Source organism: Chitinophaga vietnamensis, from assembly GCF_902167635.1.
Classification (GTDB): Bacteria; Bacteroidota; Bacteroidia; order Chitinophagales; family Chitinophagaceae; genus Chitinophaga; species Chitinophaga vietnamensis.
This window is the reverse complement of the sequence record NZ_CABHMS010000001.1, coordinates 76861-95827: the sequence shown is the minus strand read 5'-3', so window position 1 is coordinate 95827 and position 18967 is coordinate 76861. Positions and strand designations below refer to the sequence as shown.

Annotated in this window: 14 protein-coding genes; 8 read left to right on the top strand and 6 right to left on the bottom strand. The window is 49.7% G+C overall.

Features of this window, described 5'->3' with window-relative positions; translation table 11 throughout:
• Positions 1-2: 2 nt before the first annotated feature.
• From FPG75_RS00375 to FPG75_RS00355, 5 genes are all read right to left on the bottom strand, one after another.
• Entirely contained in the window at positions 3-836 is an 834-nt protein-coding gene (locus FPG75_RS00375; protein WP_143304517.1) for a hypothetical protein, read from the bottom strand.
• Positions 837-846: 10 nt separating this feature from the next.
• Positions 847-2640 (bottom strand): type VI secretion system Vgr family protein, encoded by a 1794-nt coding sequence (locus FPG75_RS00370; RefSeq protein ID WP_143304516.1) that lies wholly within the window; start codon positions 2638-2640, stop codon positions 847-849.
• A 26-nt stretch (positions 2641-2666) separates the two neighbouring features.
• Positions 2667-3056 carry a type VI secretion system tube protein TssD gene (tssD, locus tag FPG75_RS00365; RefSeq protein WP_143304515.1) on the bottom strand — a complete coding sequence of 130 codons (390 nt, stop codon included), beginning with the start codon at positions 3054-3056 and terminating at the stop codon, positions 2667-2669.
• Positions 3057-3341: 285 nt separating this feature from the next.
• On the bottom strand, positions 3342-4040 hold the full coding sequence (locus tag FPG75_RS00360) for a response regulator transcription factor (protein ID WP_161596616.1): 699 nt from the start codon (positions 4038-4040) through the stop codon (positions 3342-3344).
• A gap of 358 nt (positions 4041-4398) precedes the next feature.
• Complete coding sequence (locus FPG75_RS00355) at positions 4399-6750, bottom strand: ABC transporter permease (RefSeq protein WP_143304513.1); 2352 nt, start codon at positions 6748-6750, stop codon at positions 4399-4401.
• A 179-nt stretch (positions 6751-6929) separates the two neighbouring features.
• Between FPG75_RS00355 and FPG75_RS00350 the strand changes: the two genes are divergently transcribed.
• The gene (locus tag FPG75_RS00350) at positions 6930-8219 is read left to right on the top strand and encodes a serine hydrolase domain-containing protein (protein ID WP_143304512.1); all 1290 of its coding nucleotides are present in this window, start codon (positions 6930-6932) and stop codon (positions 8217-8219) included.
• On the opposite strand, the gene FPG75_RS00345 is transcribed toward FPG75_RS00350, so the two are convergent.
• Positions 8216-8833, bottom strand: a complete 618-nt coding sequence (locus tag FPG75_RS00345; RefSeq protein WP_143304511.1) for a redoxin domain-containing protein — start codon at positions 8831-8833, stop codon at positions 8216-8218. The two genes, FPG75_RS00350 and FPG75_RS00345, sit on opposite strands and share 4 nt — an antisense overlap.
• Before the next feature lie 617 nt (positions 8834-9450).
• Here FPG75_RS00345 and FPG75_RS00340 point away from each other — a divergent pair.
• The 7 genes from FPG75_RS00340 to FPG75_RS00310 all read left to right on the top strand — a co-directional run bounded on the left by FPG75_RS00340 (position 9451) and on the right by FPG75_RS00310 (position 18940).
• Entirely contained in the window at positions 9451-10644 is a 1194-nt protein-coding gene (locus FPG75_RS00340; RefSeq protein WP_161596615.1) for an acyltransferase family protein, read from the top strand.
• Between the two features lie 24 nt (positions 10645-10668).
• Positions 10669-11682, top strand: coding sequence for a sensor histidine kinase (locus FPG75_RS00335; protein WP_143304509.1), 1014 nt, complete (start codon positions 10669-10671; stop codon positions 11680-11682).
• Complete coding sequence (locus FPG75_RS00330; RefSeq protein WP_143304508.1) at positions 11679-12380, top strand: LytR/AlgR family response regulator transcription factor; 702 nt, start codon at positions 11679-11681, stop codon at positions 12378-12380. Before FPG75_RS00335 ends, FPG75_RS00330 begins: the two co-directional genes overlap by 4 nt.
• Before the next feature lie 10 nt (positions 12381-12390).
• The gene (locus tag FPG75_RS00325) at positions 12391-13299 is read left to right on the top strand and encodes a bestrophin family protein (RefSeq protein ID WP_143304507.1); all 909 of its coding nucleotides are present in this window, start codon (positions 12391-12393) and stop codon (positions 13297-13299) included.
• 213 nt (positions 13300-13512) lie between these two features.
• On the top strand, positions 13513-14976 hold the full coding sequence (locus FPG75_RS00320) for a DUF3375 domain-containing protein (protein ID WP_143304506.1): 1464 nt from the start codon (positions 13513-13515) through the stop codon (positions 14974-14976).
• Positions 14977-14979: 3 nt separating this feature from the next.
• On the top strand, positions 14980-15573 hold the full coding sequence (locus FPG75_RS00315) for a DUF4194 domain-containing protein (RefSeq protein WP_143304505.1): 594 nt from the start codon (positions 14980-14982) through the stop codon (positions 15571-15573).
• Positions 15551-18940 (top strand): ATP-binding protein, encoded by a 3390-nt coding sequence (locus tag FPG75_RS00310; RefSeq protein WP_143304504.1) that lies wholly within the window; start codon positions 15551-15553, stop codon positions 18938-18940. Before FPG75_RS00315 ends, FPG75_RS00310 begins: the two co-directional genes overlap by 23 nt.
• The last annotated feature ends 27 nt before the right edge of the window (positions 18941-18967 follow it).

Below are 18967 nucleotides of genomic sequence, written 5' to 3'. Positions count from 1 at the left end.
TTTTATCGGGTTAGTGAAACAAGGTTGAGGCGGATGGTTTTCTCATAATCATCGCCCGCTTGCAGGCGGAATGCGGCGGTGAGGCCGGCACACTGTCCTGTGGCGGGTTGCAGAAAATAGTCGCCTTCATAGGATACGACTAACGGCGCCGCCTCTACGCTGAGTTGCTGGTGCTTCTTCCAGCGTTTCAGAGTGTCGAGCGGGCGCAATTCTTTCCAGTATCCTTTTATGCTGAATTGTTGCTGATCGCGGTGATCGGTGAAGCGGCGGCTTTCCTGCAAAGGGATGCCGGTATTACCGGCGATGCCGTATACCATGCGTGTAGCGGGCATCTCCACGCCATTCCACGATACCTGGTAGATATTGCGGAAATATTCCTGCCAGGTGAGGTCTTTGAGGAAAGTGGCCAGCAGCCTGTCCTTGTGCAACAGTGTACTATCTGTGTGCTGTAGTATACCGTTGGGCCAGTCGCCCTGGTAGGTATAGGCGAGCTTGTCGCGCAGCACCTGCCATTGCTGCCATACCTGGCTGTGGTTGAGGATTTCAGCGGGCTGCCCGTTGGGCTGCATTTTCAATTGCAGGCCCGACAAGGCTTCCTGCAGTTCCGCCACGAGCTTGTCTGCCGGGTTATCCAGCGTATATACCCAGGGGGCCACGTTCTTTTCCACCAGCAGCGCAGGCGCAGCCAGCCAGCCTTTTCCCTTGATGGTTTGCACGCTGAGTTGCGCGCGCTGGATATAGTTTTGCTCCGACTGCTGCCTCCGCACGGTGGTTTGTATGGTGGCCTCGTACTGCAAAGGTGTTTCCGGCAGCCGGTAGGTAAATGTTCTTTTCATCATCCTCACTTTAGAATAACCTGATCTTCTCTGCGCTCTGGATATCTATCTTCTTGGAGGATACCAGTTCCATATTCTGTGCGGTACTGTCTACACGCACTTTCTGCGCGGTCTTTTCTATCTCGTTCGCAACCATGCTGGATTTCTTCTCTACGATCACCGAAGAGTTGGAAGCCGTGAGCAGATGGTCTTTCGAGGCATGCAGGCTGATGTTCTCGCCCGCGGCGGAGGTGATGTTCTCGCCGGCATTGACGACGATGCTTTCTTTGGCGAGGATATTAATATTCTTGGCGTTCAGGTTCAGCGTTTCCGGCGCATTGATATCGATCGTACTGGTTTTGGTATTGAGGGTGATGATATTGCCGGAGATATCGGTGATCACAATATTTTCGCTGCCTGCGGTATCATCGAGGCGGATGGTATGGCCGCTGCGCGTTTTGATCACTTTGAGATCATTTTGCGCGGTGCCGAACTCCGTTTTGGCGTTACCGTTATATGCAGTGCCAAGCACGAACGGCAGTTCGGGGTTGCCGCCTTCAAAGTCTACCCATACTTCTTCGCCTATTTCCGGTACGAAATAGAAACCTTTGCCGCCGCCGCCATGCGGCGCGATGAGGCGCATCCAGGGGGTGCTGCCCTGCGACTGCCAGCGCAGGCGGGCGCGTACGCGGCCAAGCCCTTTGGGGTCGTTGTTATCTGTAACGATGGCGCTCTGCGGCTCGGACAAAGGATGCGCGTCGAGGTCTACATGCGGCGCAGCCGCTTCTGCCGGGATACCACTGAAAGTATTCTGATAAAGGCCGGTGCCGGTACAATGATGGGTAATGGAGGTGACCATAAAATCGCCATGATGCGCCTTCCCGTATAGCGATTCGTTGATAGACACGGTATCGCCTATACGTAAACCGGGATGCTTGCTGGTACCGCTAACACGGGCCAGCTGCGCCTGCCGGCTTTTCTGATGGGCTTCGGCGAAATGCTCCAGCTGCGCCTTGGCGCCGCTGGTAAATGCCTGCGGTATTTTAAAGAGCGAAGATTTATTGTAAAGACGGTTGCTCACTTCCGCCGCATGCCCGGCATAGAGGCCGGAAGCGGCAGCGCCGCCGGTTTCTTTGTCTACCGGCACATCAAGGCGGTATTCATAGTTGGCGAAGCGGCTGTTATTGGCCACCACCTGCAATTGCAGGTCGAAGTCAATAAGATCCACCTGGTGGGTGAGCTCCGTTTTGCGCGGGCTGTATTGTCCGAAGATGATCTTCTGTCCGTCGTAAAAGAACCATTCGCCATAACGTGCTGCGAGGCGACGGACAAACTGGTAATGGCTTTCTTTATACTGAACGGTATATTTCAATGATTCGCCGGTACGCGGCGCTACCGTAGGCTGCGAGGCATAAGGCATGCAGTTCTTGAGGCAGGAGCTGACGATATCCGACAGTGATTTTTGTTCGAAAGACTGGATATGCGGCTCATTGTCGAGCAGAATGGTAGGGCTGCTACCTTTCACTACGCAATAGCCATGGGTGCCATCGCCTTCTTTTCCCGCGCTGACGGCGGTAACGAGGCCATTGAAAATAAGTTCTTTGGCGTTAGCGGCTTCTGCAGGCTTGATGACGATGCTCACTTCTTTACCAAGAAATTCGCGGCCGGCCGTGAAGATGCCCGTTCCGAGCTTTTGCAGCCAGTCGTAGCCGATCAGTATTTCGAAGGTATGGTGCCCTTCCAGGCTTTGCTGCAATTGCAATGAATGAAATTGATGAAACTGTTGCCCCCCGATGGACACAGTCGTTTGGGTATTTAACGACATAACTGATAATTTAATGCGTGGAAGGATTACATAGGCCACGGATGCTGATACACGGAGTTGTTCAGCTTTATTTCACGTGCCGACAGTTTCATTCTGATCTGCATGGGTTGCTCGTTTGCAGCATTAAATTGCTCCGTATAGGCGATACAGTAAGCATCGGTAAAGCGCAACTCTTTCAGCTTCGACATAGAATCCCGCCGGTAAAAGATCACGTTGCCGCTTTTGGTTTGGGTATTGGAGATCATCCAGTCGAAAAGGCCCGTTTCGCCGGTTGATTCCACTAATAATTCCACGGTGCCTCCTGTGGGGCGGGCAGAAGGTTTTCCAATCAGATCTGTACTTTGTGTAAATGAAAACTGGCATTCCAGTACGTTCATTTCTTCCCCGTCAATGTTGAAGACTGCTTTGAAAGACATAAGTGTGAATGTTTAACAACTGTAAAGTATATGGGTGTCCAAACCTCCTCTGGTATAGGCTGTGAAACGGGTGGGTACAAACAGGAACGCTGTGCTCATTCATTTTAGGGAATGGTTCTTCAAATGTTGTCCATCGCGTTCATTTTTCCCGATTACGCAGGTTTGTTGCATCTGCACACAACAAACAGGTAAAAACAATATGGTTATTACGCGATGAAAATACAGATTTCCCGGCATTCAGCGCACTTTTCAGGAAGATTTTTTTAAAGCTTAACAATGCAGGATTCAGATCAGGTCAAAAGCCTGTGCAAAATTAGTGAGGTCATAGCCCGACTGGGCGCCGATCTTGGCCTTTATATTCCGCCGGTGCGTTACCGCCGTTTTCTTTGAAATATGCACTTGTGCGGCGATTTCAGGTGCGCTGAAACCTAATGCCATCAATCGTAATATCTCCTTCTCCCTTTTAGTAAGGGATGCAAACACTTGCTGGTTGCGGCGCAGAAAATCATTTTCTTCCAGCAGCCGGTTTACCTTGCTGCTCACATGATGCAGCGCTTCCACCGGTATCGCGCAGGTGATCGTATGTGTAGGCACGCCGCTACGATCGCGCAGGAAAACACGCGTAGAACTGAGATGCCAGGTCCAGTCCTGCGTACCCGCCAACTTTACCTGCTGGAAAAAAGATACCGAACGGTTTTCCTGCGGCGGCGCCGATAATAAAGCAATGATCTTGGGAACGTATTCCGCCGCATCCTGCGGATTGAAAAAAACCTGGTAATATTCCGTGCCCATCGCCTGCAACTCCGGCAACGTAATACCCAGCTCCCGCAAGCCTCTGGGCGACATATATACGACACCGTTAGTGACCGCACTATGCACAATCACCACCGCCGGCAATTCCTCATCGATAGCCTGTAAAGCCCTGATCTTCTGCTCCAGGGAAGATTCTTCGTTACCATCCGGTAACGGCACTGATGTCATCATGCTCATGAAAATGTATAGGAATAAACGATCGTCACCCCCGCGCTCTAAAGCTCCCTATTGGCTGATAAAATGTCCTCTCAAACAAATGTAAAGGAAAATTATCTACAAAATACCAAAAGGGTCCCTTCCAAAAGGAAGAGACCCGTCTTTGGGGATAATTCAGTCAGCAAACCCGACTGGCATTGATTTCTTCGGTGGATGACTCTTGTAATTAGTTTAATTGTTCACACTGCGACAAATGTAGTCTATAGGCCCTGCTGATAAAATACCTACTTGTTAGTATTTTTTGCCGCGCGTGTTTTACAATTTTAATTAAATATTAATTTTTTCATCTATATACAATCGGGATGAATGCTTATTACTCCGCTTTCATATTGCCTGCCGGGTTGGCCAGCGCCGCTTTCGCCGCCTGGAAGCTTACCGTAATCAAAGTGATCAGCAACAGGAAGGCCGCCGCACTCACAAAAATATCAACGCCAAAAGCAATGTGATACGCGAAACTATCCAGCCAATGCTGCATCATCATCCACGCCAAAGGCATCGCGATACAAATGGCCACCAGCACATATTGCAGGAAATCGCGCGATAACAGCACCGCTATATCACGCGTAGTGGCGCCCAGTATTTTGCGGATACTGATCTCCTTGCGCCGCTTCTCCGCCGTGAAAGCCGCCAGCCCGAAAAGGCCCAGACAAGAGATCAATACGGTCAGCCCGGCCGCATAGGCCGACAATACCGCTACTCTTTTCTCTGATATATACTGTGCCTGGTAGTCTGCATCCAGGAACTTATAATCGAAAGAAAAACCGGGATTATAGTGATGATAGAAATTTTCCAGATCACGGATCACCGCCTGCTCCCGGCCCGCCTGTATCTTCACCATGATGGTGCTGCCATGCCTGTCGAGCACCATGAACAAGGGTTTCACGGTTTCGTACATCGACTGAAAATGGAAATTCTTCGTCACGCCGATGATCTCGCGGGTAGCGTCTCCCAGCCTCACCGTTTTTCCTACCGGGTCTTTAATACCCATAGCAACGATAGCCGCTTCATTGAAAATAACTTTGTTGCTATCAGCGCCGAAGGCCGGTGAAAACGGCCGCCCGGCGGCCATTTCAATGCCCAGTGTTTCTACCATGCCATAATCGGCCACGAAAGGGCGGAAGAGGATTGTTTCGTCATGGCCATTACGCGTATAGGGCAAACCGATAGAGGGCGCTCCCTGTACATTGCCCACCATGGCCGATGCGCGCACTACGCCCGGCAACTGTTGCAAGGCTGACAGGAACGCCGGCATATGCTCCGGCACACGGCCTTCTGCATCGAAATAGATCACCTGATCTTTGTTATAACCCAAGGGCTGCGTTTGCACAAAATGTATCTGCCGGTATATCACCATTGCGCCAACGATAAATATCAGGGATAAAGAAAACTGAAATACCACCAGCCCTTTCCTTGTCCACAACTCACCCGCGGAGCGCTGCACTTTTCCTTTCAACGCCGCCACCGGATTGAATCCTGAGAGGTACAAGGCCGGATAACTTCCCGCCAGAAATCCCGTAAACAGTGCAATGCCAAAGAATGCCAGGATCAAGGAAGCATCTGCTGCCAATACTATCTGCTTACCCGTCACTTCGTTAAATCGTGGTAACAATAACATCACGGCCAGCAAGGCGATCAACATCGCGATGAAGGTCATCATCATGGATTCGCCGAGATATTGCCAGACGAGCGCCTGGCGGCTGGCGCCCAGCGTTTTCCGCACGCCCATTTCTTTGAGACGGCCGGAAGCCCCTGCAGTGGCCAGGTTCATGAAATTGATACAGGCAATCAGGATGATAAACAAACCAATGAGCGCAAATAATTTTACATAAGTGATGCGGCCTCCGGCCTGTTTACCATTTTCATATTTTCCGTAGAGATAATTATCGGCATAAGGCTCCAGAAAGAGCTGCCGCGGTTGGCCGCTGCGTTGTTGCATAAAAGTACTGAGCGCTGCATTGCATTGCGCTACATCTGCCTCTTTACGCAGCAGCAGGTAGGTATGGAAAGGCCCCTGTGGCTGCAGGTCTGCGGGCATCTGCATCAGATCCCTGAAAACCGCAAAAGGCAATACAAAATCAACTTGCACAGACGAATGCGGCAAGGATTTAAATATACCCCTTACCGTGGCCTCTTTCTTAAAATGATCGATCTGCCAGTGAATGGTTTTGCCTATAACGTTACCGGTAGTACGAAAAAGTTGCTTTGCCAGTTCTTCTGATATCACGATACCACCCGGATCGGCCAGCACCGCGTCTTTACGGCCTTGCAACAATGGGTATTGGAAGAGATGGAAATAGTCGGCTCCGGCAAAGAGCGCCGCGGCTTTGAGATTTTTTTCCGGTACTGATAAGGCTACCTGCCGGAACCAGGATGGCGGCGTAGTTACCACTGCCCGCTCTACTGCCGGGAAATTAGCAGTGAGTGCGGTTGCCAGTCCGGCGGGCGTTTCAGGGCCTGTTGCCACCCCTTTCTCATGTGGGCGGTTCTCCATCACCCGATACAATTGCGGACTGTTGAAACGGTCGGTACGCCATTCATCGTTCAGCCATAAACAGATCAATAAAGCGCTTGTCAGACCTGCCGACAGGCCCACAAGATTCAACACAGTAAATAAACGGTCTTTGAGCAGGCTACGCCAGGCTATCTTGATATAGGCTTTGAACATACGTATCAGTTTCAAATATACGCTACGAAAGAAAATGCCACAGTTTTTCCATTTTGTTATCAGATTATTTACATATGAGTAAATTAATACAATTGTTCATTTTTGATACAATATCTGTCCGGATTTGGCGCCTTCAAGAAAGCTGAAGGTTATTTGTATCTTCCATACAAATTCCATCGATGAAAAGCGTTTTATTACTCTCCTTACTATTGCCGCTGCTGGGCATTGCGCAGCAGCCATTGAAAACTGCCACGCCCGCAGCAGCGCATCTGTCTGCCGAAAGGCTTGCCAGGATTGATGCCGTGATCAACGACTATATCGGCAAAGGTTATGTGAATGGCGTTACCGCCATGATTGTCCGCGATGGAAAGATCGCGTACAACAAGGCTTTCGGTTATGATAATATCGACAAGAAAACACCTGAAAGAACAGATGGCATTTTCCGCATCGCCTCGCAAACCAAGGCTATTACCAGTGTTGCCGTGATGATGTTATTTGAAGAAGGAAAATTTCAGCTGAATGATCCGGTGTCGAAATATATCCCTGAATTTGCGCACCCGCGGGTGATCAAGACCTTCAACCTGAAAGATACCACCTGGACTACGGTGCCGGCTACACGCGAAATCACCATCCGCGACCTGCTCACTCACACTTCCGGATTGGGCTATGCGCAAATCGGCGGTGAGGAAGAGAATGCCATGTATGCCAAGGCAGGCGTGATCGGCGGCATTGGCGTAGACAATATGGTATTGGCAGATAAAATGAAAATACTCGGCAAGCTGCCACTGCTGCATCAGCCCGGCGAAAAATGGACCTATGGCCTCAATACCGATGTGCTGGGCTATCTGGTAGAAGTGCTTTCCGGCAAGCCGCTGGATCAGTTCATGCAAGAACGCATCTTCATGCCGCTGGGTATGAAAGACACCTATTTCTATCTCCCGGAAAATAAAAGATCCAGGTTGGTGACTTTATACACAGAAGATGGAAAGACGAAGAAGATCGCTGTTATGCCGGACACTATTACGTTAACGGGCGAACGTTTTTATTCAGATTACCCGAAACGGAATGGCACTTATTTCTCCGGCGGCGGTGGTTTATCTTCTACCATGTACGATTATGCCATTTTCTTGCAGATGATGCTGAATGGTGGTACTTACAACGGCAAACGCCTGCTCGGCCGCAATACCGTGCGTATAATGACAACTGCGCAAACAGACGAGAACCTTCCCGGCTGGTGGAATACGCCGGACAGCTTTGGATTAGGGTTCCAGGTTACGACCCTTAAAGGCAGCGCAAAGTCGCTGCTGCCGGAAGGCACCTTTCAATGGGGAGGCATGTTCAGCACCACTTATTGGGTGGACCCGAAAGAAAAGATCATAGGGTTAATATACACCAACATCTGGCCTAACTCGCATGGCGAGCTGGCAAATAAATATAAAACTCTTGTATACCAGGCCATCGAAGATTAGGCGCTGATGGCCAGCTGGCTGTCGATCGCCGCCAGCAAGGATTCCGGCTGGAAGCTGTATTGCAGGAAGGTATCTGCAAACACATATTTCACTTCCAGGGAAGGTGTTAGCAGGAACACGGCCGGTGCAGGTACATCTGCGTTGGTGCCGGCTACACGGCCCCAGAGCGGATCTTTCTCATGGTACACACCCGCTTTGCGCGCGATGCGGAACTGTGCATCGTAGGCCACATCGAAAGGCAATGCCTGCGTGTTGAAAGTGCGGAACTCTTTTTTATCTTCGGCGGATAATACCAGCAAATGCGCGCCGGCAGCGGTGATCGCGTCATGACTGTCCAGTAGTTGTTGCAGCAGCCTGTCGCCATAACCGTTCCATTGTACAGAATAAAAAGCGACGATCAAGGGCTGGGCTGTTAAACGATGGATGGAAGTGCCTGCCGTTGCGGGCTGCAATAATTCGGTTCCATTGATCACGTGTGCTTCTTCGATAAAAAATTCGGGGAAAAACTTACCAACAGCAATGGGGTTCAGTTGCTCTCTGTAACGCAGAGGGCTGGCGAAGCGCTCAGGCACTGGCTGCGGCAAATAATCGGCGTAACGGTAGATGGTAGACATAATATATTTTTTTCAATGGCTGATGATATGAGGCAAATATAAAGCGATTATTTTAATTTCCTACTAATTCTGTAGACTAAATGGAATATTAAATATAAATGATTGATTTTTAGAGAGATGATTGTGGAAATATCTTTTACCATATGTATGTCGCCCCTACGGGGCGGATGGGAGGGAATAAAACGTGTGCTACCAATATTTCGCCCCTACGGGGCGCATTAACGGTGGATGTAAAAGCGGCATAACATCCCGCCCCATAGGGGCGTAATATTGGTAGATAAAAAACCCGACACAAACATCTCGCCCCGTTGGGGCGTAATATTGGTAGATGAAAAACGTGGCACAACATCTCGCTCCGTAGGAGCGTAATATTGGTAGATAAGAAACGCGGCACAACGTCTCGCTCCGTAGGAGCGTAATATTGGTAGATAAGAAACGCGGCACAACATCTCGCTCCGTAGGAGCGTAATATTGGTAGATGAAAAACGCGGCACAACATCTCGCCCCGTAGGGGCGAAACCCCAAACCTTTGCAGGATGTCACCGTTTTTATGCAGGTGGTCAAAAGGCAATCCTCTCCCAAACCGCCATGGTATAGGTTTGCATAAAAACCACACTATGCAAGCAACATCCTCTTCCCGGCAGGCCTATCTCGACTGGCTCCGTATCCTGGCCATCCTGGGCGTACTGGTATTTCACTCCGCACGTCCATTCATGGCGGACGATCCCTGGCATGTGAACAATGCCAGCGGCAGCGCAGTACTCGCCGAGTTTGCCTTCTGGCTGAGCCGCTTCCGGATGCACCTGCTGTTTTTTATTTCAGGCACCGTATCCTGGTTTATGGTGAACAAGCGCAGTGCAGGCCAGTTTACGCTGCTACGCCTGCGCCGCCTCTTTATCCCGCTGCTGGTAGGCGTATTTGTGATCGTACCGCCGCAGGTATATTTCGAACGCATCTCACATGGCTACCATGGCAGTTTCTGGCAGTTCTATCCTTCTACCTTTGACTTCCGGCCTTATCCTAAAGGCAATACCAGCTGGCATCACCTTTGGTTCATAGCCTACCTGCTGGTCTATGACATTGTGCTGGCGCCACTCTTCGCCTGGGCTACCAGCGCAAGGGGCAAGGCATTCGCAAAAAGACTGCTGTTCCTCGCCAAAGGTTACTGGATCTATTTACTGATGGCGCCTTCCGTGATCTGGTTCTCCGCAACGATATTATATTACCCTAACGAAACAAACTGCTTTGTCAACGATTATTGCTTTGTGGTGTACTGGGCCTTGTTTGTTGTAGCAGGTTTTATCTGTATGCTGCAACCTGCGCTCATGGATAGTTTGGAGCGTAACCGCCGCTTGTCGCTCACGCTGGCATTCATTTTCATGATCGGCATCAACGTGCTGCGCTGGAACAAGATAGAGCCGCATTTCAATTCCAGCCTGGCTTTGCACCTCTTCCTCATGCGGCACCCTATCAATGCCTGGTGCTGGGTATTTGCCCTGGTCGGTTACGGAAAAAAATATCTCAATAAAAAATTACCGGTGCTCGATTATCTTAATACGGCGGTATATCCCTTCTACATCCTCCACCAGACAGTGATTGTGATCGTAGCATATTATGTGATCCAGACAAACGACGAGATCAGTTTGAAATATACATTTATTGTGGTCACCTCTTTCCTTGTGTCCATGGGCATTTTCCACCTTTTCATACGGCCATTCGGCGTAATGCGCTATCTCTTTGGCATGAAGCCGAAAGCGCCGGCGCCCCGGGTGGTAACAGAAAAAATACCCGAGATACCTGTTTTGGCTTGACAACTTTTTACTAACTTGAATGTGATGCAGCATTTCTGGCGTACATATCTTTTTCCTTTCGTTTATGCCTTGTGCATATATGCCAGTCTGCGCCTGGTGAACGACGTGATCAGCGGCACCCGTTTCTGGTTGCGGCCCTTATGGCTCAATATCACCGAGGTAACAGTAAGCACCTTCGCTTGTTATATCGCGGCCTATGCTATCGGCCGGCTGTTGCGCTACCAGCAGCAGCGCCCGCAGCAGATGAGCATCGCAAAGGAGTACGGCCTGGCCGCCCTGCTGATCACGGTCATCTCCTACACGCTGATCATCCCGATGGCAGCCCTCACCGACGATGGCCTGCAATGGTATGATGTGGTGAACATCACCCTCATACCATTGCTCTACTGGCTGCTGTATTATGCCGTGCGACGCGCCAGCGATTCTCTCAAAAAAAATTATGAACAACAACTTTTGCTGGAAAAGATCAGCAAAGACCAGCTGCAAACAGAGCTGCGTTTTCTGAAAGCGCAATTTCATCCGCACTTTCTTTTTAATGCGCTCAACACTGTTTACTTTCAGATGGATGAAGATGTAAGCGCCGCCAAACACACGGTGGAAAAGCTTTCCGAGCTACTACGCTACCAGCTGTACGACCAGCAGCAAACCGTGCCGGTAGGTCATGAACTGCAATACCTGCAATCGTTTATCGAGCTACAGCAAAGCCGCATGAACCGTCACCTGGACCTGCGCGTAGACTTTGACCCGCAGCTGAACAAACAAAACGTATATCCGTTATTGTTACTGCCATTGGTGGAGAACGCATTCAAATATGCCGGCGGCAACTACTGGATCAATATCGCTGCCCGGCTGGAAGATGGCGGGCTGGCCTTTCATGTGAGCAATGCCATCCCGGCAGTGATACCTGCCCGCAAACAGGGCGGCATCGGCCTGGAAAATCTCCGCCGACGCCTGGCACTGCTCTACCCCGGTAAACATGAACTGCATACCGGCACTAACGGCGACCAATATACGGCAGATCTAAAGATAATTTTATGAAGATCAAATGTGTGATCACAGACGATGAACCGGTAGCCCGCAAAGGGCTGGCCGGCTATGTGGAAAAGGTGGATTTCCTTGAACTGGCGGGCATCTGCGAAGATGCCATCTCACTCAACAACCTGCTGCAACAGCAGCCGGTAGAGCTGCTCTTCCTCGATATCGAGATGCCTTACATCAGTGGCGTTGAACTGCTGCAAAGTTTGTCGCAGCCGCCCAAAGTGATCTTCACCACCGCATATGAGCATTATGCTATCAAAGGTTTCGAGATGCAGGCGCTGGACTACCTGCTCAAACCCATCTCCTTTGAACGCTTCCTGAAAGCCGCCAACCGCGCCATGGAAGCCTTCCGGCAGAACAGCGCCTCCGCACAGTCGCACCTTTTCATCAAAACAGGTGAAAAGCTCGTGAAGATAGACTGGCAGGATATCCTCTTCGTAGAAGCCATGGAAAATTACGTATATATCCACACCACCACCGCCAAACACATGACGCACGCCACGCTCAAGTCGGTGATGGAAAGCATCAACAGCCCGGATTTTATACAAACGCATAAATCTTACTTCATCAACAGCCAGCAAATTACCGGCATCGATGGCAACCTCATAGAGCTGGGAAAGGCCGTGGTACCCGTTTCCCGCAGTATGAAAGATGCCGTGCTCGAGAAAATACTAAAGCATAAATTATTGAAGAAATAAACCCGCCCGTATGCTGATCAAACACAATTTCTCCATTACACAGATATTTTCTTACACCTGGAAGGTAGACCTGGCGCTGCTGCTTTGTTGTACGGTCATTTATTTCATCGACAAATACTGGATGCAGGCGCATGTGTCTATCCCCGTGGCCATCTCCGCAGTGCTGGGTACTGCCATCGCCTTCTTCATCGGCTTCAATAACAACCAGGCATATGACCGCTGGTGGGAAGCGCGTATCATATGGGGCGGGCTGGTCAACGATTCCCGCTCCTGGGCCCGCAGCCTGCTCTACTACCATGCTCCCGATAATAACGACCAAGGCAGCACCACGGCCCGCACCATGATATATCGTCACCTCGCCTTCCTGTATGCCCTCAAAGCCTCGCTGCGCAAGCGTCCGGACGACTACTACCTCCGGTACCTCTCTCCCGGAGATGCTGCTGCCGCCAAACAGGAAAGCAATATCCCCAACGCACTCCTCAACCAACAAACACAAGACCTTCAACGCCTGCGCCAAACCGGCGCCATCGACGGTTTCCAATTCCTGGAACTGGATCAGCTGCTCATCAAACATTGCGACGGCATGGGCAAATCAGAACGCATCAAAAACACTGTATTCCCTACCAGCTACCTTTATTTCACCCGCATATTCATCTGGTTCTATGTGATCATGAACACCCTCATGATGACCGAATCCATCGGCGCCTGGGCCATCCTCTTCGGATGGATGTTCGGCTTCGTATTCCACGTCACACATCTCAACGGTATCAATCTCATGAACCCCTTCGAGTTCAACCCGCTGTCCATGCCACTGGACAGCATCACCCGCACCATCGAGATCAACCTCCTCGAACTGCTCGGCGAGAAAGATATCCCCGCCCCCGTAGAAGCAAGAGCGAACGGGTTGTACATCATGTGAGCGAAGGTTGTCTGGCTCAGGATTCAAGGATTGGAAGGATTACCAGGATTTTTTTATAAGGATTTATAAGGATTAAAATCAGGATTAGCGGAGATATAATCGGAATGATCTTCCTAAATCTTGATTTTAATCCTTATAAAAAAATCCTGGTAATCCTTCCAATCCTTGAATCCTGAGCCAGACAAAATCCTCAGTTTTTCATATTTTTACCGGATGACGTATGACCAATTATGTTTACTATTTGCCCAGTCTGTAACGCTTAAAATACTGCGGGCACGTAGCGCTCCGATGATGTTGTCATTTTTTAACCATGCCTTCAAGGAGAAAAATCAGACCACCATTTCCAATGCGGACCTGGTGACCCGTTTGTCGGACTTTCTCAGTCATACGGGTTATAAGGCAACGGATGATGAAATTGATGCCAGCAGCTTGCTGGAAGATGATGATATCAAAGCCAGGAAATACATCGACCAATGGAGCAACCAGGGCTTCCTGCGCAAATATCCGGATGATGAAGGCATTGACATACATGAGCTGAGCAGCGATACCGAAAAAGTGATGCACTGGCTTTCTACCTTACAACAACGCGAATTTGTAGGCACCGAAAGCCGCTTCAAAGATATCTTCTCCAAACTCCGGGAACTCATTGACCAGAGTAACAAAGACCCGGAACAACGTATCCAGGAACTGGAAAAGAAAAAATTCGAGATAGAACAAGAGATCAAAGCCATCACCATCACCGGTAAAGTGCAGGTGTTTGATGATACCCAGATCAAAGAACGCTTCTACGATGTAAACCGCATGGCACGCGAGCTGCTGGGCGATTTCAAAGAAGTGGAAGCCAATTTCGAACAGATCACGCAGGATATCTACCGCAAACAAAGTGAACGCGATGTAGCCAAAGGCACGCTGCTGGCCTATACCCTCGATGCCTTCGAAGCATTGCGGCAGAAAGACCAGGGCAAAAGTTTCTACTCTTTCTGGCAATTCCTCATGGATGAAAACAAACAGGAAGAAATGCGCGACCTCATCGAAAAGCTATACTCCCTGCTTGATGAACGCAGCATCGACTACAAAAATGACCGCTTCCTCAAAAAGCTCAAGCAGGCATTGCATGCCTCCGGCAAAAAAGTAATTGACGCCAATAAAAAACTGAGCGATAAACTCAGTCGCGTGCTCAATGAAAAAAACATGACGGACCGCCGCAAAACCTTTGAACTCATCAACGATATACGGGTCCTAGCTTTCCAGGCATTGAACCATACGCCCGGCGAAGAGTTTTTCATCGAAATAGAAAGCGAACCGCTGCTGGATATGCCCGACCGCTGGGAACTGGCGGAAGAAAAAACGCCGCCCGCCGCATTCCAGCTGCCAGCAGGCCTCGGCGGCGATGACTATTCCGTGGAAGATTTCCAGGCGCTGTTCAACCATTTTCATATCGACCGCACACAACTGGAAGAACGCATCCAGGTGCAGTTGCAAAACAAAAAACAGGTAAGCCTGAAAGAACTGGTAGATATCTACGGCACTGAAAAAGGCCTCACGGAACTGATCACCTATTTCGCTATCGCCAGCGGATCACCGGCACATATCATCCTCGAAACACCAGACCCCATCAGGCTGGGCGACCGCATCATCAACATTCCCATGGTGCTGTTCACCAATTCACAAAACTAAAATATGTCAGAACAAAATATTGCACCCTTTGCACATGTATTCATCAAACTGATGCAAGGACCAGTTTATGAAGAAGAAAAAAACTACTGGAAAGACCTCCTCGCTTGGCAAACAGAACTCGGCAAATACCTGCAACAAACCGGCCTTCAACTGGTGATCAACGAAGCCGATGGCTTCGCCCGCATCGTACAGCCAGACAATGATGAAGATGCCGAAAGGGCCCTGCCGCGCCTCATGCGCAAATCACGGCTCTCCTACGAAGCCACCCTGCTCTGCATCGTGCTCCGCGAAGCACTCGAAGAGTTTGACCTCAAAGGCGCCGGCACCCGCCTGTACCTCACCCAGAAAGAGATGAAAGAAAGACTCGTCCTCTTTTTCAAGGAAAGGCACAACAGATCCAAAATGCTCAAAGACCTCAACAAACCTATCAATAGCCTGCTGGGCGTAGGCATCCTCAAGATATCCCGCGAAGATGCCGCCAACAAAGAGTTACAGCAGTACGAAGTGAAGAGGATCATCAAAGCTTTGGTGAACAATGAAAAACTGGAAGAAATTAAAACTAAACTAAACTTGCATGTCAACCCTGTTCAACAGTGATTCAAAAGAGAGCGGGTTCCGTTTACAATACTTCGAAGTATACAACTGGGGCACGTTCCACAACAAAATATATCGCGTTAATACCAACGGTCAAACCTCTCTGCTCACCGGCGCCAACGGCAGCGGCAAAACCACGCTGATCGATGCGCTGCTCACATTGCTGGTGCCATCCGGTAAACGATTTTATAATCAGTCGTCCGGTACGGAACAACGCCGCGACCGCGGCGAAGAATCCTATTTCTGGGGATACTACGGCAAAACTTTTTCTGAAGAGTCGCTGCAATCCAAAACCGAACAACTGCGCCACAAAGAACAGAACCCGTACTCCGTGCTGCTGGCCTATTTCTACAACGCGGCCACCATGCACCAGATCACGCTGGTACAAGTGAGATGGTACGCCGGAGAAATGAAAAGACAGTTCATCGTCTCTCCCCATAAACTCAATATCAACGACCATTTCGGCAATGGCAAATTCGACGCAAAAGGCGATTGGAAAAAACGCCTGCGCATGGAATTTCCGAAAACAGAGATCACCGACAGCTTCAAAGAATACGCAAACCTTTTCAGCCATATCTTCGGATTGAGAAGTGAAAAAGCCTTGTCGCTCTTCAACCAAACTGTTGGCATCAAAGTGCTCGGCGACCTGAACACCTTTATCCGCGCGCAAATGCTCGAAGAGTCCGACGCAGAAGGAGAGTTCCTCAAGCTGCGCGAGAACTACGACAGCCTGCTATCCAGCCACCGCGCCATCCAGAAAGACGAAATGCAGCTGCAAATGCTGGAACCCATCATGCAGCAACGCAGCGATTGGGATACCCTGCAACAGAAAGGACAGGAGCTGCTGCTATTACAGGAAACATTACCCGCCTACTTTAACCGGCAGGAAAAAGAGCTCCTGCAACAGGAACTGCATCAGCTGCAACATGAGCTGGACATAACTTCCAGCACTTTGTCCACCATCAATGGCAAACTCGAAAAACTGCAACTCCGCAAAGAAGAGCTGATCGCACAGAAAGCGAATAACAGTGTGGATGAACAATTACGGTCGATAGAAAAGACGATCCACTACGAACAGAAATCGCTGGAAGCGAAACGCAGCAAGATGGATGATTACAATAAACTCGCCGAAAGGCTGCAACTGGCTACCACGCCGGATGAGCAACAATTTCACGAGAACATCAAGAAAGTGGAGAAACAACTCGCCGGTATCGGCAAACAGATCGATACTTTGCAGGAAGATATCTATCTGCATAAAAGTAATTTATCTGCCGAAAAAAATCATGCAATACGCCTGAATGAAGAGATCGACTCTTTATTGAACAGGAAGAACAATATTCCTTATGAGCTGATCCGCATCCGCCAGCAACTGGCCGACATGCTGGATGTACCGGAAGAAGAGCTGCCTTTCGCCGGCGAGCTGCTGCGCGTCCGCGACGAGGAAAGCCATTGGGAATACGCCATCGAAAAGGTATTGCATAATTTTGCATTGCGCCTGCTCGTGCCTGAAGGCTATATCACACGCATCAACCGTTATATCAACGAACATAACCTGCAAACAAGGCTGGTGTATCATAAAATAGAAGACGAAACCTACACCATGCTGCGCATGCCCAAAGAAGAGGGTAGTCTTTTACAAAAGATAGAGATCAAGCCCGGCACGGATTTCAAAGAATGGCTGCAACACCAGCTGCTGGACCAGTTCGACTACATCTGCACCGACGACATGACCGTGTTCAACCGTGCCCGTAAAGCCGTTACCTCCAATGGACTAACGCGGACGGCTACACGACATGAAAAAGATGACCGCCCCAACCGCTCGCAAAAGAACAATTATGTACTGGGATGGAACAACAAAAACAAATTGCGCCTCCTGAAAGAAGAGCTGGATGAATGCACGATCGCTATCACCGAACTGGAACAAAGTCTTGCCGGACTGGAAAAAGAACGCCGCAACATCGTGGCCATGCAAACGGTGCTCGGCACCTTCATCTCACAACGTCACTTCGAAGACCTCAGCTGGCAGCCGCATGCAGCCGTTATTGAAACGCATCACCGCGAAAAAGAACAGCTGCTGCAAGCTAACGACAAATACAAAGTGATCAGCGAACAGCTCGACGAGATCACCCAACAGATACGCGAACAGGAAACCGACAAGGCCGACACCTTGCAACAAAAAGGTCATCTCGATAATAAACTGAATGAGAAACAGGCGCATTTGTCGCAACTCAAAAGTTTGCAGATCGATGAACAGGCCATGCAACGCACGGTGGAATTCCTTACTGACCTTGCCCTCTCCGGCCCGCTGGAAACGGCTTCGCAGCTCTATGCCTGCCGTAAGAAAGCAGAAGAGCATCTCAACGTATCACTGAAAGAAGCGCTGCGCAACAGTACTGAAAAACAAACAGAGATCACCCGCCTGCTCGCCGCCTTCGTGAATCCGCCGAAATCCATCCACGACAATTTCCCTGACTGGCTCGGCGATGTAGCCGATCTGAAACCGCATGTAGACTATCTCAACGAGTTTACGGAGCTGTACAATCAGATCAAATACCAACGCCTGATTGAGCACAAGGAACGTTTCCGCAAATACATGGACACCAGTATGCTCAATGCCATCACCAACTACCGGGCATGGATATACGGACAAGAAGACCTTATCCGCGAAGTGATGGAGGATCTCAACGAGCCGCTGCGCAATATCACGTTCAATAAAAACCCCGACACCTACCTGCAGCTCGAATGCCGCCATGTGCGCGATGTAGAGATCAGGAACTTCAAAGAGAAGCTGAGCAGCGCCGTGCCGGACACTTTAAAATACCACACCGAAAAAGATGAAGCCTACGGCGAGCAGTTGTTCCAGAACATCAAAACGCTGATCACTGAATTGCAGCAAAACGAGGCCTGGCGCCGCAAAGTAACGGATGTACGTAACTGGCTCGATTTCGGCGCCAAGGAATATTATGTGGAAGATAACAAGGCCTTCAAGTATTATGAAGATACGGCCAGCTTATCCGGTGGAGAGAAAGCGCAGTTCACTTACACCATTTTAGGTGCAGCCATCGCTTATCAATTTGGTATCAATGAAACCAACAGGCAGCATCGCAGCCTGCGCTTCATCACGGTGGATGAGGCTTTCAGCAAACTGGACCCGGAAAAGAGCCACTACCTCATGGAGTATTGCGGCCAGCTGAATTTACAGCTGCTGGTTGTAACGCCGCTGGATAAACTGAACATCGCAGAGCCTTATATCCATGCCTGCCATTTTGTGGCGAACAAAAACAAACGCGACTCCGTAGTGTACAATTTTACTATGGAAGAATATAAAGAGAGAAAGAAAGAATTTGAATCACTGGCCAGCTTGTCGTAACAAGGTTAGCTGAGGAAATTTTTCTCG

Bases quoted from the DNA above. Each gene is read 5' to 3' on its own strand.
- FPG75_RS00375 (WP_143304517.1), bottom strand. From the start codon at position 836: ATGAAAAGAACATTTACCTACCGGCTGCCGGAAACACCTTTGCAGTAC.
- FPG75_RS00370 (WP_143304516.1), bottom strand. From the start codon at position 2,640: ATGTCGTTAAATACCCAAACGACTGTGTCCATCGGGGGGCAACAGTTT.
- tssD (WP_143304515.1), bottom strand. From the start codon at position 3,056: ATGTCTTTCAAAGCAGTCTTCAACATTGACGGGGAAGAAATGAACGTA.
- FPG75_RS00360 (WP_161596616.1), bottom strand. From the start codon at position 4,040: ATGATGACATCAGTGCCGTTACCGGATGGTAACGAAGAATCTTCCCTG.
- FPG75_RS00355 (WP_143304513.1), bottom strand. From the start codon at position 6,750: ATGTTCAAAGCCTATATCAAGATAGCCTGGCGTAGCCTGCTCAAAGAC.
- FPG75_RS00350 (WP_143304512.1), top strand. From the start codon at position 6,930: ATGAAAAGCGTTTTATTACTCTCCTTACTATTGCCGCTGCTGGGCATT.
- FPG75_RS00345 (WP_143304511.1), bottom strand. From the start codon at position 8,833: ATGTCTACCATCTACCGTTACGCCGATTATTTGCCGCAGCCAGTGCCT.
- FPG75_RS00340 (WP_161596615.1), top strand. From the start codon at position 9,451: ATGCAAGCAACATCCTCTTCCCGGCAGGCCTATCTCGACTGGCTCCGT.
- FPG75_RS00335 (WP_143304509.1), top strand. From the start codon at position 10,669: ATGCAGCATTTCTGGCGTACATATCTTTTTCCTTTCGTTTATGCCTTG.
- FPG75_RS00330 (WP_143304508.1), top strand. From the start codon at position 11,679: ATGAAGATCAAATGTGTGATCACAGACGATGAACCGGTAGCCCGCAAA.
- FPG75_RS00325 (WP_143304507.1), top strand. From the start codon at position 12,391: ATGCTGATCAAACACAATTTCTCCATTACACAGATATTTTCTTACACC.
- FPG75_RS00320 (WP_143304506.1), top strand. From the start codon at position 13,513: ATGACGTATGACCAATTATGTTTACTATTTGCCCAGTCTGTAACGCTT.
- FPG75_RS00315 (WP_143304505.1), top strand. From the start codon at position 14,980: ATGTCAGAACAAAATATTGCACCCTTTGCACATGTATTCATCAAACTG.
- FPG75_RS00310 (WP_143304504.1), top strand. From the start codon at position 15,551: ATGTCAACCCTGTTCAACAGTGATTCAAAAGAGAGCGGGTTCCGTTTA.